Source organism: Nitrosophilus labii, from assembly GCF_014466985.1.
In the GTDB taxonomy this organism is placed as follows: Bacteria; Campylobacterota; Campylobacteria; order Campylobacterales; family Nitratiruptoraceae; genus Nitrosophilus_A; species Nitrosophilus_A labii.
Genome location: NZ_AP022826.1, coordinates 287,249 through 303,531 on the forward strand (window position 1 = coordinate 287,249; position 16,283 = coordinate 303,531).

The window sequence follows — 16,283 nt, forward strand, 5'->3', positions numbered from 1 at the left end:
GTCACCGATTACTCATCACTCATAATCAATCCGGCATTATCCTTTTATCTTTTCTTCTCTTTTCTAAAGCTTTTTTTCTCTTCTCTTCCATCATAATGGCATCTTTTAGTTCTTCTTCTCCATCAAATCTAGCGACGTCCAAAAACTTAGATGTGTCGTCGAACTGTCCTGTTCTTAGTCCCCACAACAAAGCCGCCAATCCTAAAGCACCAAGAAGCGTCGAAACACCCAACATCATAGCTATTATACCGGCACTCATTTTTTTCCTTTTAGTATTTAGTGATCAGTAACGGGTAATCGATAAACTCATCACTCGTCACTTATTACTCAACTTAATTCTAAACGAATTACCAACAACCAACAATGAACTTAAAGACATGGAAATAGCGGCTACCAAAGGATTTACAAACCCCATCACCGCTACTGGAACCGCAAAAGTGTTATATATCAAAGAGAGTGCGAGATTCTCTTTAACAGCTTTAAAGGTTCTTCTACTTATCTTATAAGCCTCATATATACTTTTTGGCTTTTCATCAAGTAAAACTATATCGCTAACGCTTATGGCCACATCCGCCCCACTACCCATCGCGATAGCTATATCGCTGCAAGCAAGGGCTATAGAGTCGTTTATACCGTCTCCGGCCATTACGATGATGTGTCCCCCTTTATGAAACTTATCTATGTAGGCACTTTTGTCTTGTGGCAAAAGTTTTGCGTAAAACTCTTCTATCCCAAGCGTATCGGCTACTTTTTTGGCTACCTTTTCATTATCGCCGGTTAACATTACAACTCTTATACCCATTTCTTTTATTTTCGCAATTGCTTCTGCAGCTCCCTCTTTTATCTTATCGCTAAGTTCAAAAATAGCTACAAGCTCGTTTTCTATCGCAACCAAAAATATACTATTTTCACTCTCTATTTCTATATCTATCCCAAACTCTTTTAAAAGCTCAATATTTCCTCCCAAAACTCTTTTACCATCAATTTTAGCAATCATCCCTTTTGCTTTTATCTCTTTAAACTCTTCGACCTTCAATATTGAAGTGTGTGTGTGAGTGTGAGTGTGGGTACAAAAATATTCATCTTCACTCCTTCCCTCCTTCACCCCTTGCCACCTTACCACCTTCTCTACTATAAACCTCTCCACTCCTTTACTAATAGGATGATTCGAGTTTTTTACTAGTTCTAAAACGATACTCTCATCAAAATCTTTTAACTTCTCATAGGTAATAACCGTTGGCTTTCCTTCCGTTATCGTTCCAGTTTTATCCAAAACAAGCATGTCGCTTTTTGCCATAGTTTCCAAAAACGCTGCCTCTTTAAAAAGAAGTCCTCTCTTAGCGGCTATACCTATGCCTACCAAAGTAGCCATCGGAGTAGCAAGCCCCAAAGCGCAAGGACAGGCTATAACTACCACAGAAATAGCTACTATCAAAGCCTTTTCAAACTCTCCCGCATAAAAATACCACCCTAAAAAAGTTAAAAAAGCGATAGAAAGAATCGTAACGCTAAAATATCCCGAGATCTGATTTACTAGTCTCTCTATTTTAGGCTTTTTAGTTATGGAGTCTTCAAGTAGTGAAACGATATTTGATAAAAGTGATGTGGAAAAATCTTTTTTCGCTCTATATCTGACTACCCCGTCTAAACAGATGGAACCGCTTAATACCTCATCACCCTCTTTTTTAAATACCGGCTCGCTCTCTCCGGTTAAAGAGCTTTCGTCAAAGGAAGCGCTTCCGTTTACTATAATCCCGTCAATAACAACTTTTTCGCCAGGTTTTATCTCTATGATATCTCCGGGCTCCACATTTTCCACCATCACTAGAGCTTTTTCGTTCTCCTTTACAACCGTAACTTCGGTAGGAATAGTACCCAAGATAGAGTCTAGAGTATCAACCGCCTGTTTTTTACTTAAAACTTCAAGATATTTTCCAACCAAGATAAATGTTACTATCATAGTTACAGAATCAAAGTAAACCTCTCCAGTTCGGGTAACCATGGCATAAATGGAATAGATATAAGCTAGCGTAGCTCCTGTTGCTACGAGCAGATCCATATTGACAAAGCGATGCTTCAAGCCATAATAGGCACTTCTGTAATATACCCATCCGCTATAAAAAAGAGTAGGAGTAGCCAAAACGAACTCGGCAAAATTCAATATATCTTTGATATCTCGTCTCATTCCGGTAAAAAGTCCTACATACTGAGCTATAGCTATCCACATAATATTCATTGTTGCAAAAACAGCTACTAGTATGCGAGCATAGTAGTCTCTCCTTTGTTTTACTGCTCTCTCTTCTTGAAGTTTTGGATCGTAAGGATAAGCGTTATACCCTATGGAGCGGATCGTTTCTATAATCTTAGAGAGTTTTATCTCTTCTGGAACCCAAACAATTTTTGCTTTATTGTTGGTATAGTTGATAGTAGCCTCTATGACTCCGGGAGTTTGGTGAAGAACCTTTTCGTTAAGCCATACGCAAGCTGCACAGTGAATCCCCTCCATTATGAGATTTATCTCGTGCAACCCGTCATCTCTAACTTTTACATACTTTTTGATAAAACCTTCTAGATCAAACTTTTTTAGATCATCCTCTTTCTTAACCGCAGGCTGAAGCTTCGTGCTCCCTAGTTTATCGTAAAAACTATCAAGACCTTCCTCTTTTAAAAGATGATAAACTCCCCGACACCCTTTACAACAAAAATACTTCTTTTCTCCATCAATCTCATCTTCTATCATAACCTTTTCGTCAAATTCGAGATTGCAGTGATCGCAGCTTATTTTCGACAAAAAACTCCCCTCTCTCTATCTTTTATAATTTTATTATAAGGAAGAACCAAAGAGTGCATAGCTATAAAAACCCCATGCTCATAATCCAAAAGAAGTTTTGCTAAAGCCAAAGTAAAATTTGCCGTCGCTTCGACCGGATTTATGGAAAAAGGCTCCATAGCACCGGTAAATACGACACATTTTTCTTCAATATTTTTTGCTATGAAGGCCGCACTCTTTTGCATAGTATCCGTTCCGTGAACTATTAAAACCTTTTTAGTTTGAGCATTTTTTATCTCGTTTAGCAGACTCTCTCTATCTTTATCGTCCATTTCAAGACTATCTTTAAATATCATCCCTTTTAGTACATAATCTAAGTTTGTATGATAACTTTTTAAAATATTCTCTATAGCTAAGTTATCTTTGGGAACTATCAACTCTCCCTTTATGGGATCATATCTTTTATTGAAGGTCCCTCCGGTATTGATAATCGCTATCTCCAACTCTACCTCTTTAGTTAATATTCAACCATATTTTATTCATTTTTGATTAAAATAGCGAAAAGTTTTTATATTAGTAGGAGTTATGGAAGATAAAGCTTTATATCTAATCGTTTTAATAATTTTTGAGCTATACGAGGCATCTTGGCAAAAAGCGGACAGTTTTAAAGGTATAATCGACAATATTTTTAAAAAGTATGAAAATGGCCAAATCTACTTTTTCTTATCTCATCCTAGCTACTGGTTTGTTTTATATATAGCTATAAAATCTGGAATATCAAATATATGGATGATTAGTATCTTGCTTTTAAAAACTTCCGATATAGCCTTTAAACTATGGCTCATTCAATCTAAAATAAAAGGCAAAGATATAGATGAGATTTTAGGTATCCCTCAAGATTTTCAGATGTCTTCTAGTATGATATACTTAAATACAGTCGTTTATACTGTATTGTTTTATTTTGCACTCTTTTGATAAAGAACTAATAACTTACACATAAACAGCTTTTTTATCTTTTTCTTTTTTGAACTATAATAATTCAAAAACGAAAAAATAGCAAGATTATATCTTAACACGATAAATCTTGCTCCAAGGAGATATAACTATTGGCTCAAACAGATCTTTATCATAGTTGTCAAAAACAAACATCTGGATATATAAAGAGTTTAACATCTCATCATCGACTATCAAAAAAGATTGATAACTTGACAAAGAGATCACGCTTAAAGGAGCGTTTTTGCGCAGACTCTGTTTTTGTTTAACAACTTTTCCATCTTTTGTAAACCCTACCGTAAAAAAATCTTTTATAGGGACTTTCTGTTTACCGATAAGTAAAACTCCACTTTTTTTATCAAGCGCCACTCCTCTTTCAAATATGAGGAGATCTTTTGTATCTTTAAATCTTTCACTATAGAACATAAAAGGTGAGGAAGTTTTTTTGCCGGTTTTTAGATCTATACTGCTAAAAAGTTTTACGGTTGAAAAAATCTCCATCATTCTAAGAGGCAGATAGATATATATCTCTCTCGTCTTTTTTGGAAGTTTTACGTCACCATATTTTAGCTCTTCTAAAAAGTCGTTTGGATCTATCTGGCTCTTTTTACCGTTTTGAAAGATTACATCTGCAACCGGAAAACCCGGATTTGCTACAAAAGATTTCCTCCCTTTTTTTTGAAATATAAACTCTTCTGGAATTTCAGATAAATCAAGTCCTTCTTCTTTATATCTTTTATACCACTCTACCTGTTTGACGTAAGTCTCAACGGAGATCCTAGCTAGTCTAGCGGCTTGTAGTTGTGAATTGGTTGAGAGAATTGTTGAAACTATAAAATTGTCATGATTGTGTTTTCCACCGTCTATTAACGTACATTTATCCGCATAGTACCAGATGGGATAGCCGTAATCCCACCAGGTTAGCACAAAATCTTTAGATGAACCTATATTTTTAAGTCTATTAAGGTCTGCAACCTCTTTTTTCGTAAAAACGGTAGGGACTTTATAATCCACAACGTGGAGGATATTAGGTAGTAGCGTAAAAAAAGTCAAGACACCAACAAGTAGATATCTAAAAATATTTTTTTCTATTTTATAGAACATGAACCAAAAAAGATATACCAAAGAAAAAGCCAAAAATGGTACGGCGTAAATGGTAAATCTAAGTCCCCCCGTTATAGCAAAAAGTCCAAGTCCTACCAAAACCAAGCTTATCCAAAAACTTCTCTCTTTAAATAAAAGTACGATATATCCTACCATTGCAAGCAAAAAGGTGGCTACATGGCCGCTTATCCTGTTTGCGAGAGTCTCAAATGGTATCGAGGAGGCTTCTCTGACGGTTTGCATAACCTTAAAAAAGTGTAAACCCTGATTTTCCGTTCCGTGTTTGAAAAAATATGCGTCAATCTTTTGCCAGATCCTTAAAAGCGCATCACTCCAAAGGAAAAATATAGCAATAACTCCAAAAGCTATATACTTCTCATACTGTTTTGAGATAAACTCTTTTTTCAACACTATAAATGAAACTATTACCAATATGAGTTTAAAAATAAAAAATAGAGGAAAAAGCGAAATATAAAGTACAATTAGCGACGGATAGAAAAAGGAGTCTCTTCTATGAAAAATTGCCAAATAGATAGTATATGCTATGATAAGTCCGTATAAAACGTTCTGTCCAGGAATATAAAAAAAAGGATATATAGCACTAACAACAGCAGCCCAAAAGGTATCATAATAGTTTTTTCTCTTTATAGAAGCAACTAAAAAGTAAAACACGAACATCAAAATCGATACGCTAAACATATCCGTATCGTAGTAGCCTATCATGGTCCTGTTGTAATAACTCCAAACTATAGAGCCTAAAAGTGCAGCAAAAAAACCGATCCAACTATTACCGTAAAGCCGTCCCAATAAAACAAGAGGAATTACTATAAAACTAGAAAAAAAAGCGGATATAAAAAGGATTATCGTATCTAGAGAAAAGGGTAAAACCTTAGCTAAAATAGTGGTTATAAAAACAAGCCCCCTATCCCAAAAGCCTGGGACTAACGGATTAAACTGATGCATCCCAAATAGCTCTTTTTGAGCGCCGCTAGCAAAAAAGTAACCGTCATTGGTATTTATCATAATCTGATTGTTCCAGTAAAACCCATCTATTCCCGATGCCCAATAGTACCAATAAAAACGAACGGTTATAGAGAAAATAAAAGCTAAAACTATAAAAACAATAATCTCTTTTTTTGATATATTCTCTTCCTTGTTACTAAACACTTATTCACCTTTAAAGTAAATTTTTATAATATTAACATTATTGTTTATCAATATACTTTAAAAACAAAAAACTATTTTTTATCAACTTTTTTTATAATGATTGGGCTGAAACTCTTTAACTATCTCTTTTAACTTTGCAACTATACCGTTTTCATCGGTTTTTAAAAGTTCTTCTATATTTTTTTCAAGCACATCAATATCATAAATGGTCGGTCTTGTCACATAGATAGATTCATACTTTGTTTTTTGCTCCCTCTCATCTAGCAATAGTTCTTCAAAAAGTTTTTCTCCGGGTCTAAGACCGGTAAATACTATCTCTATCTCTTTCTCTTTTCCGTAAAGCTTTAGCATTTTTTTAGCTAAATCTACTATCTTCACAGGTTCTCCCATATCTAGTATAAAAATCTCTCCTCCCTTAGCGATTGCAGCTGCTTGAAGAACCAACTGGCAAGCCTCGGGAATAAGCATAAAGTATCTTGTAACTTTAGGATGCGTTACGGTTATAGGGCCGCCTTTTTTTATCTGCTCTTTGAACTTAGGTATGACACTTCCACTACTTCCTAGTACGTTGCCAAATCTAACAGCGACAATCTCGGTATCTTTAGCATCCACATTTTGTGCGTATAGTTCACAAACTCTTTTTGTCGCACCCATTACGTTCGTAGGTCTAACAGCTTTGTCTGTTGAAATAAGTACAAATTTCTTTACTCCGTACTTAATAGAAGCGTCAATTACATTTTTTGTTCCTAGTATATTGTTTATTACTGCCTCTTTAGGATTAAACTCAACTAGAGGAACGTGTTTATACGCTGCCGCGTGAACTATGATATCCGGTCTATATTTTTTTATAGTTTTGTTGATAGCTTCTCTATCCACAACCGTTTGCAATAAAGAAACTATATCGTAATGTAAGAGCTCTTCTGTTATAGTGTATAGATTATATTCGCTATTGTCTAAAAGAATCAGTTTTTTTGCTCCAAATCTACTACACTGTCTTGCTATCTCGCTTCCTATACTACCGCCTGCACCTGTTATCAAAACAGTTTTATTTTCTATAAAATCTTTGATAACTTTAATATCTAAATCTTTTGGTTTTCTAGCTAAGAGATCCTCTATGGATATATCATTTAACTCTTCGACTCTATCTCCCAAAAGCTTTACCAATTTAATATCTTCTATACCTAAATCTTTAAGCTTTTCAAAAATTTTATCTAACTCTTTCGTATCATAATCTTTTGCGATAATAACGGAACTTATATTTAATTTCTCTATAAGTCTTTCTAAATTTCGCAAATCATATACTTTTATATTTGCAAGATAAGTATTTATCATCGAACTATTATCATCAACTATAGCAACAGGCCAATAATCTACTTTTTCCGTTACAAAATGTCTTATAAGAGAAACCGCCTTTGGAGTAGCCCCTATAATCATAGTCGGTTTAACTTCACCTTTTTTTGAAAACTCTAAAAATAGTCTTTTTAAAAAACGAAAACCGCCTATAAAAAATATAGATAAGAAAAAGTCTATTAAAATAACGCTTCTTGGCATAGGTATAAAAAACTCTTTGAAAAATAAAAATAGAATCGTAAAACCAAAATAAGCTGCAATATGAGCAAAAAGTAGTTTTTTAGCTTCATTTAAAGAAAAAAATCTCCAAGCAAAAAAGTAGATCTTAAAAGCAAAGAAAAATAAAATCTTTAAAGATACCAATACAACGAATACTTTTGGAAAATTGTGTAGATGATCAGCCGGTATGTGAAAATTAAATCTTAAAAGATATGACAAATATAGCGTGAAAAGAGAGATTAAAAGATCAAATATCAAAAAAAATATCGCCCTATTTGCAACTGTTGGTTTAAAAATATTCATCAAAAGGCCTTTTTTGTATCTATAAACTTTGTCAAAAAGTATAAAGCGACAATATATATTAAAAAGAAGTAAAAAATCTCTTTTGTCCCTTTTAAAACGTATAAAATAGAAAAAGCGACTAAATTAATAATCATTGCGACAATAATGGTCTGCTTATGCGTAAACCCGGCTTGTACGACTCTTTGATAGGCATGTTTTTTATGAGGTTTCGTAAAAGGTTCTCCGTTTTTTATCCTTCTTACAAGGGTTAAAGTAGCATCAAACCAAAACAGGGCAAGTAAAATAAGCCAATAGATTATGGAGACTTCCTTATGTATATAATAGACTATAAACACCGCAAATACAAAACCCAAAAAAGCGCTGCCCACGTCACCCATGAAAATCTTGGCTTTTGGCCAGTTAAAGGGTAAAAAACCGCTAACCGACACCGCCAAAAGCAAAAAGATCTCATTTTGAAACAGAATGTACGCTCCAATAGATACGAAAATCGCTTCCGTAGCCGCATACGCGTCTATACCATCTATAAAATTGTAAAGATTAATAAGCCAAACCATACCCAAAAGTATCAAAAGATTAATCCATTCTCCTTCGATTTTAAACAGAACGAAATCTAGCTTATCGACTCCCCCTAACAAGTAAAGAGCCAAAGCGGCACTTGCCGTCTGAACAATAAATCTTACTTTAGAACTCACCGTTACGATATCGTCAACTAAACTAACTATAACGATGGGTAATGAGCATATTAAAGCAAAAAAAAGCTCACTAGAAATTTTACCATTAAGATAAAAAATCACAAGACCGATATAAAAAGAGATCACTATCGCCAAACCGCCGCCTCTTGGCGTAGGAACACTATGAGAGCTTCTTTCGTTTGGAACGTCGATAATTTTTTTTCTAAGAGCATACTCTCTTACGAGAAATGTTAATATCAACGATAAAATTATAATCGATATATAAAAAGTCATTTGATCCTCGTTTCTAAAAATCCTAAAAACTTTTCAACTTCTCGCCATCAATCATAAACTTAATTCCCTCTTGAGTCGTATAGGGATTTTTGAGTCCTAATCTCTTCATAGTCTCTTTATTATCTACTACTAGATTCCCGTAAAGCCTTTTATAATAATCTCTCTTTAAAGTTTTCAACAAAAAGGAAAACATCGGAATTTTAACCAAATTTACTTTTTGCCCTAAACTTTGAGCTATTAGTTCAATCAATCTAGTAGTACTTATAGCCTCATCGTCGCTCGCCAAAAAAATACCGTTTTTTTCCTGTTTTACAATCTCATCTATCAAATGAGACAAATTTCCAACATATACCATACTTCTTCTGTTGTTAATATCCGCAAAAGGCAGTATAGGAAACCTTTTTACCAAAGTTACAAGACTTCTCATATTTGCCTTAACGCCGTATCCGTAAACGATAGGTGCTCTTACTATAGATACTTTAAAATCGATATCTTCTATTTTTTTTAATTCCAATTCTGCTTTCAATTTACTTTTTCCATAATAATCTTCAGGCTTGCATATAGATTTTTCAGTATATACCTCATCACTCTCTTCGCCGTAAACTTTTACACTGCTCATAAAAACAAACTGCTTTACGTCGCTCTCTTTTGCTTTTCTTGCCAAATCAAGAGTTTGCTTTACGTTGATCTTTTCATAATCTCTAATATCTCCACATCTCATCTGATGCACCAAAGCAGATAGATGTATAACTACGTCAACATCTTTTAAATCCAGTTCGCTAAAATTATCTTTTAAAAAGGAAAATGTTTTTATATGGTAAGTTTGTCTATGTTTTTTTATAAAGTATCTTCCTATAAAACCACTTGCTCCTGTAAGTAAAACTTTTTTTTTCTTCATAATGCATATACTTCTTGTGCTAATTTTTTCATAATATTTTTCCTGCTAAATTTTTTTACAAATTCTCTTCTATCAATCTTAACTTCTACAATCTTATTAAATTTACTCTTAAAATCGTTTATATCACAGGGTGTAAACACCATTGAAGCAGTAACATTTTTTTCTATAAACTCCTTTGCATAACCATCTACTCCGGCAATAATAAACTTATTTGTAGCTGCATATTCAAAAATTTTAGAAGGAAGTACTTTTTTAAAAGCCTCATAACTGTTTAAATGCAAAAAAAGGAAATCACTATTTGCATATTCTTTCAATAATCGACTTCTTTCCATAGGAGGAATTATTTTTACATTTTCTAATCCTTTAACGGCATTTGCCAACTTTATTTTTGTTCCACCATCACCTATAATTTTGATTTCATATTCACTACCCAAAAATTTGGCCATATTGGGAATTATCTTTTCTAAACCCTGACCCTCTCCAATATTTCCTGCATAAGTAATCACCTTTTTTTTATCTTCTCTTTTTTTTTCAAATGAAGTATTTATAAAGATTTCATCTACTCCATTGGGATAAAAACTGTATTTAATATTTGGGTTTATATTTTGAAAATATTCTGAAAATCCCTCAGAAACTAAATTAATACAATCAGCAGAGTTTATAGTATATTTTTCTACTATTTTAAATAGGGGAATTATATGTTTTACTTTGCTTTTTTCAAATATAGAATTTAGTGTGTCTGTAAAAATATCTCTTATATCCAAATATAACTTAGCCTGTGTATGTCTTTTTACCAAGCTACCTAAAAATGCGGTCATCAAACGAGAAGAAGTCGCAAAAACAATATCATATTTTTTTTTTGTTCTTAAAATTTTAAATACTGCAATTGCATACTGAAGAAATAGATATGACTGATCTATAAAACCGCTTTTATGTTTTGATAATTCTACTCTATATATAGTTATATTGTTATACTTCTCTATTTTTTTTGCGTTTTTATTAAAAGTGTTATATCTGTTTGGTAAAGTCGTTATAATATCGATTTGATCATTATCAGAAACTATTTTTTTTAATTCCTCAACAAAAGCGGTCATTCTAAACGAACCAGCAGATAAATCGGGCTTGTAATAAAAAGTTAATATCAATATTTTTTTACTCATATGACAAAATAATTTTCAAAAGTAATAATATTTTTGTGAATTTTAACAAACTCATCTATTTTTCTTATAGAAAAACGGCTTTGTGCTTTAGGATGTCCAATAATGACTAAATTGTTATAATTTTTGTTTTTTTCATATAACTCATAAGCTTTTTCTAAAAGAATGCTTCTATATCCATCGCATGATACGACATTGTACGATGGAAAAGCTAACAGTTTTAAAATATCTTTTTTTGAAAAACCTATAGGGTTTCCGTCTCCAAAAACTTTATGAGTAGTACTCTTAACTTTTTTTGCTATTATAAGTTTCCAAAAAAATTGCGGATATATTTTAATATAGCCAATAGGAATTTCAGTAAATGTGCCATTTGGCTGCTCTATAAGAGGATCATCTTCAAATTTCCATAAGGTTTTTTTTGGAGCATTTCTAAAATCAAAATAGTGTGTTTTTGATAGATTATTTCCTCCATAATAAATAGTGCTATCTAACCAAATATTATTCTTTTTTAATGCTTCTTTTATTTTCTTAAAAGGCTGTATACACCATCCACCTGCTCTATAAGCAAATATGTTATCACTAAAATTTTCTAAAACTTTTTTATATCTTTTAACTATATCTTCTATTTCATATTTAGTAAAACTATGAAGCCTATATCTTTTTAAATCAAAAACCCATTTTTTACCATCATAAAAACTATCTTCCCAATGAGAATGAATATGTAATTGAATCTCATGTCCTTTTTTTGACAACTCTTCTAACTGAGAAAATACTAAATCATATTCTTTTTTTATATAACTATATTTTTTTTTATATTCTTGTAATCTTAATAAATATCCACTATCCACAAAAAATATATATTTCACTCCATAAACATCAGCAATTTTAATAAGTTCATTAGTTGGTTCAATAATAGATTTTAGAGCTGTTCCACTTTTTCTACCAAAAAATAATTCATAATCAAATGTAAAAAAAATATTCATTTACATTTCCTAATACTATCAATGGGTTCTTCATATTTTAGTCCTTTTAATCCCAAATATGTTTTTACAACTATATTAAAAAGTTTAAATTTTAATGGATTTATTACTATTCTAAACGTATATCCCTTTTTTAACTCGGCTCCAAATCTGCTTTTAAATTTTTGAATTCCTTCAAATTTTGAGCCTTTATTTACACAAAGTCTTGCCCCTACAAAATCATAAAACCTAACCCCTTTATCTCTTAAAATCTTCATCGCTTCATATTGTAATAAATTTATACTACCTATATAAGGCTTTTGAATACTTCCTCCATACATATAATAGCCCTTCTCATTGTCATAAATTATGATAGCGCTTCCTTGAATAACATTATTTTTTTTTGCAATCAACAAAAGCAAATTATCACTAATATTTGCCTTTAAACATTCAATATATGATAAAGATGGAAAATATGGCGATTTTTGTCTTAATAAAGTTTCTTTTATATTTTTAAATATTAATTTAGTATCATTTGTAACTTCAATCTTAACTCCATCTTTAATAGCTTTTCTAATAACATTTCTATGTTTTGAATGAAATGATTTTAATAGTTCTTCATTATTTTTGTCTATATCGGTTATATATGTCCCCCATTCAATACAATCACTATTTTTAGGACAATAATTAAAATATACATTAGATTGAGGTTTTGCAATAAAATCGCAAATTTTTAATTTCTTTACAAAATCAACTAACTCATCTAAAAACTCTTTTTCATCATTCAAACCAAACTCCCCTTTAGGTATCAAAGCCATTGTAAATACCATTCTTTTAAAAACTAATCTTTTATCTATAAAAAAAGGTAAAACAAAATTTTCATTCTCAAACCAACCATATTCACTACTTTTACATTTTAAATAATTCTCCGTCGCTAATACTGGCAAATTTATTTTTATTTCATTATAATCTTTTACTATTTTCATCTAATACCTTTATAAATTCGGCTATATCATCAAAATAATCTTGATATCTTAAAATATCTTTTATATTCATATCCCACCATTTTAATTCTAATAATTTTTCAATAATATCTTCGCTAAATCTATATCTTATAACTTTTGCTGGGTTACCTGCGACTATTGCATATGGTGGAACATCTTTGGTCACAACTGATCCGGTACCAATTACGGCACCATTTCCCACTTTAACTCCCGCTAAAATAATAGCATTTGCGCCTATCAATACATCATTTCCTATTTCTGTATATCCTTTATCTTCAAACTCATTATATAACTGTTTCTTAACATATCCCCTATAAGGTTCATAAAAAACTGGACTTGTAGAAAAGAAATGCAAAGGATGAGGTCCCAGACCTATTTTTACTCCGTGAGAGATAGAACAAAACTTTCCTATTTTTTTTGTGTTGGTATCAATTTGAGTATTTTCGTTGACAAATGTATAATCTCCTATTTCTACGTCTTTTTGAATTTTACAACCTTCTCTAATAATTACATATTTTCCTATTTTCACCCCTGGCATTATAAAATTGGTATAGATTTTTGCTGTTGGATATTTAAAAAATTTAATGAAAAAAAAATAGACGTAATACATTTTTTTTAAAATAGTTTTCATATTTTTATTTCCTCAATATTTTTTATAAAAATAAATTTTTCAGGATATTTGCAATTATAATATTTCATTATATTTCCGTCTAATATATCCAAAATATATGTTTTTTTATGAAAATGTACTGCATCAAAATGACAAGATGAATATATAGAAATATGCGCAATACTACTATAAATATATTGTTCAGTTAAAAACTTTTTTGAGTTTAAAATCTTAATATATTTATTATCAATTTTAAACTCAAAATTTTCCGTAGGATGAGGTAAATAAAGCAAATAAATATCTTTTTTTTTTAAAAAGTTTATTGAGTCTTTCAGAAAAAGCACTATCTCTTTTTGTTTAATGCCTTGTCCGGTAAATACAATAAATGGTTTATCATAGATTTGAATATCCTTTACTAATTTATATTGATATTTAGGATAAATTCTGATTTGTTTTTCATCATAATATCCAGCATTTAATATCTCACTTTTCCAAAATTCATCGTAAACTAGTATTTTATTTGGAGTAGGTAAAAGAGGAGATTTTACTTTATAATTGTATCCTCTATGCATTTCTCCTATAATTCCATGTTGTAATTCTATAATTTCTATTCCCTTTTCTTTTAAAACTGCTATTATTTCTGTATTTGAATATGCAGAAACAATATAAGCTTTTTTTATCTTAAAAAACTCAAATACTATTTTATATATCCAATATCCCACTATAAATTTAGCATATATATATCGTATCTGCTCATCAAATATTTCGAAATTATTTTTTTTTAAATATTTTTTTATATCTCGAATATCTAATTTAATAAATTTTTTAAGAATTTTAGCAAAAATGTTTCTCAATGGAGAAAACAGAAAACTATGAACAATTACTCTATGATTTTTAAAATATTCTTTATGAAGATACATTCTATCTATTAAATCTGCACTTGCAAAATATAAAATATCATCTTTTATTAAATCTTTTGGATAATAAATATCTATAACTTTTCCATCTATTTTTAAAATACCGGAACTTGCTCCAACAAATAAAACAACTTCCCTTTTTGATAAAATTAAATTTTTCAAACTATTTATTACGAAAAAAAACAATTTTTTAAATTCAAATTTATATTTATTTTCTATAAAAAATCCAATATTCAAACTCTGAGCATATATATAATTTTTTATATTTATCCATACGGTAGATTTTTTATATTTAAACTTTTCGATAATATTAAAGTTTTTTTCTATTTCGAATAAAACTTCAACATTTTTTGGTAAACTATTACTCATATTATCTAATAATCCTATTATGATTTTTGAAGTGTGCTCATTATTGATATAAAAATTTTTTCAGAAATATTATTTAATAACATAATTTATATTTTCATTTTAAGAAGTAAACTTTTAAATTTTAAGTTAAGAATTAGTTTAAAATAGGTTATAATAATCATACTACTAAAAAGTAGTTTTAATATAATTGAATCTATAAAATTATTAATGAAAAATAGTATTAAAATATATAAAATATAAATTGCGTTGTTAAATCTAAAATCGGTATATTTTTTTACAAGAAAAATAAAATATAATATACTTACTAATAAACCTAATAAGGAACCTATAGCAACACCTATAGCTCCTAAATATTTTATAAGCAACAAACTAAAAATAATATTGACAACTATTCCATATATTATTCCAAAAACTTTTTTTCTATTTAACAAAGCTGAAATAGAAAGTGCATTGGTGTTTATAAAATAAACAATCCCAAAAATATAATATAAAATAAATATAGGAACGATGTTTTTTGCTTCAATATATGAACTATTTATGATATTAAACAATAAAGGATAAAAAAATAATAATAAAACTTCAACTATCCCGGCTATAAAAACAAGTTTATTTATAATAGAATAGATTTCTTTAAATTCTAATCTATTTTTATTTTTTTCATAAAGTTTAAAGAAAATCGGAACATATGCACTGTTTATTGCCAGCATTATTATTTGTGCTATACTGCCAATTTGCAAACCTAGATAATATACACCTACAACTCCACCTCCAATGATATTCAATAATAAAAATCTATCAATAGAACTATTTATAATATTAACTACTCTAAGAGGTATTATAGAAATAGAGTAATTAAAAATAAGTTTTATAATCTTTTTATTGATAGTTAGATTTATTTTCTTATTTAATTTATATAGCGCAATTACTGCAAACAATATATTTGAATATAACATTCCATTTAAATATAATAAATCTTTTTTAAAATTAAAAAAAATTACGAAATATAAAACAAAAGAAGTTTGCGACAAAAAATAAAAATTATAAAATATTGCAAATTCTTTTATATTTTGAACAACTTTCAAAAAAGAAATGTATAATATATTAATCATTTTAAAAGATACAATAAGTATCGCAATGAAAATATAAGGGTAAAAACTGAGATTAGAAAAGATTATTTTAAAGAAAAAAGGACCAACAATTGATAACACAGTAATCCAAAAAACTATGGAGAAAATTGATATTAATATTACGGTACCTAAAAAATCTTTTTTAAGTTTTTCATTTTTGAGTCTTACGTAATATCTCATTATCGTTGACTCTAAAGAAAAAGCGAATATAATTTGAAAAAAAGCTATAAAGATAAAGATAATTGATATATTTCCATATTCTTCAGGAGTTATGTAATAAGTTAATAATGGAGTTATGAAAAAAAACAAACCTTTTTGAAAACCTTCTATTGCGGAATAAGAAAATGCAAGTTTTAATATTTTTTTCATAT

The 16,283-nt window shown here is 29.9% G+C and carries 14 protein-coding genes; 1 reads left to right on the top strand and 13 read right to left on the bottom strand.

The annotated features are described in order from the left end of the window. Window positions 1-25: 25 nt before the first annotated feature. From ccoS to NIL_RS01555, 3 genes are read right to left on the bottom strand one after another with little or no spacing between them, the layout of a single operon-like run. Window positions 26-259 carry a cbb3-type cytochrome oxidase assembly protein CcoS gene (ccoS, locus tag NIL_RS01545; protein ID WP_187647892.1) on the bottom strand — a complete coding sequence of 78 codons (234 nt, stop codon included), beginning with the start codon at window positions 257-259 and terminating at the stop codon, window positions 26-28. A 57-nt stretch (window positions 260-316) separates the two neighbouring features. Further along, window positions 317-2,791 carry a heavy metal translocating P-type ATPase gene (locus tag NIL_RS01550; protein ID WP_187647893.1) on the bottom strand — a complete coding sequence of 825 codons (2,475 nt, stop codon included), beginning with the start codon at window positions 2,789-2,791 and terminating at the stop codon, window positions 317-319. Continuing rightward, entirely contained in the window at window positions 2,779-3,273 is a 495-nt protein-coding gene (locus NIL_RS01555) for an asparaginase domain-containing protein (protein WP_197972108.1), read from the bottom strand. Before NIL_RS01555 ends, NIL_RS01550 begins: the two co-directional genes overlap by 13 nt. Before the next feature lie 82 nt (window positions 3,274-3,355). Here NIL_RS01555 and NIL_RS01560 point away from each other — a divergent pair, with 82 nt between their 5' ends. After that, window positions 3,356-3,745 (top strand): hypothetical protein, encoded by a 390-nt coding sequence (locus NIL_RS01560; RefSeq protein WP_187647894.1) that lies wholly within the window; start codon window positions 3,356-3,358, stop codon window positions 3,743-3,745. Between the two features lie 87 nt (window positions 3,746-3,832). Here the strand turns inward: NIL_RS01560 and NIL_RS01565 are convergent, their stop codons facing one another. The 10 genes from NIL_RS01565 to NIL_RS01610 all read right to left on the bottom strand — a co-directional run bounded on the left by NIL_RS01565 (window position 3,833) and on the right by NIL_RS01610 (window position 16,281). Beyond that, on the bottom strand, window positions 3,833-6,034 hold the full coding sequence (locus NIL_RS01565) for an STT3 domain-containing protein (protein ID WP_187647895.1): 2,202 nt from the start codon (window positions 6,032-6,034) through the stop codon (window positions 3,833-3,835). An 81-nt stretch (window positions 6,035-6,115) separates the two neighbouring features. Further along, on the bottom strand, window positions 6,116-7,906 hold the full coding sequence (locus tag NIL_RS01570; protein ID WP_187647896.1) for a polysaccharide biosynthesis protein: 1,791 nt from the start codon (window positions 7,904-7,906) through the stop codon (window positions 6,116-6,118). After that, a complete protein-coding gene (locus NIL_RS01575; RefSeq protein WP_187647897.1) occupies window positions 7,906-8,871 on the bottom strand; it encodes an MraY family glycosyltransferase in 966 nt (321 codons plus the stop codon). Before NIL_RS01575 ends, NIL_RS01570 begins: the two co-directional genes overlap by 1 nt. A gap of 22 nt (window positions 8,872-8,893) precedes the next feature. Further along, complete coding sequence (locus NIL_RS01580) at window positions 8,894-9,769, bottom strand: NAD-dependent epimerase/dehydratase family protein (protein ID WP_187647898.1); 876 nt, start codon at window positions 9,767-9,769, stop codon at window positions 8,894-8,896. Beyond that, window positions 9,766-10,929 (bottom strand): glycosyltransferase family 4 protein, encoded by a 1,164-nt coding sequence (locus NIL_RS01585; protein WP_187647899.1) that lies wholly within the window; start codon window positions 10,927-10,929, stop codon window positions 9,766-9,768. The genes NIL_RS01580 and NIL_RS01585 overlap by 4 nt, the downstream gene beginning before the upstream one ends. Continuing rightward, a complete protein-coding gene (locus NIL_RS01590; RefSeq protein ID WP_187647900.1) occupies window positions 10,926-11,909 on the bottom strand; it encodes a polysaccharide deacetylase family protein in 984 nt (327 codons plus the stop codon). Before NIL_RS01590 ends, NIL_RS01585 begins: the two co-directional genes overlap by 4 nt. Continuing rightward, window positions 11,906-12,871 carry a lipid II:glycine glycyltransferase FemX gene (locus tag NIL_RS01595; protein ID WP_187647901.1) on the bottom strand — a complete coding sequence of 322 codons (966 nt, stop codon included), beginning with the start codon at window positions 12,869-12,871 and terminating at the stop codon, window positions 11,906-11,908. The genes NIL_RS01590 and NIL_RS01595 overlap by 4 nt, the downstream gene beginning before the upstream one ends. Beyond that, the gene (locus tag NIL_RS11030; RefSeq protein ID WP_281389202.1) at window positions 12,849-13,520 is read right to left on the bottom strand and encodes a CatB-related O-acetyltransferase; all 672 of its coding nucleotides are present in this window, start codon (window positions 13,518-13,520) and stop codon (window positions 12,849-12,851) included. Before NIL_RS11030 ends, NIL_RS01595 begins: the two co-directional genes overlap by 23 nt. Next, the gene (locus NIL_RS01605) at window positions 13,517-14,785 is read right to left on the bottom strand and encodes a hypothetical protein (protein ID WP_187647902.1); all 1,269 of its coding nucleotides are present in this window, start codon (window positions 14,783-14,785) and stop codon (window positions 13,517-13,519) included. The genes NIL_RS11030 and NIL_RS01605 overlap by 4 nt, the downstream gene beginning before the upstream one ends. 86 nt (window positions 14,786-14,871) lie before the next feature. Beyond that, on the bottom strand, window positions 14,872-16,281 hold the full coding sequence (locus tag NIL_RS01610) for a lipopolysaccharide biosynthesis protein (RefSeq protein ID WP_187647903.1): 1,410 nt from the start codon (window positions 16,279-16,281) through the stop codon (window positions 14,872-14,874). Between the last annotated feature and the right edge of the window lie 2 nt (window positions 16,282-16,283).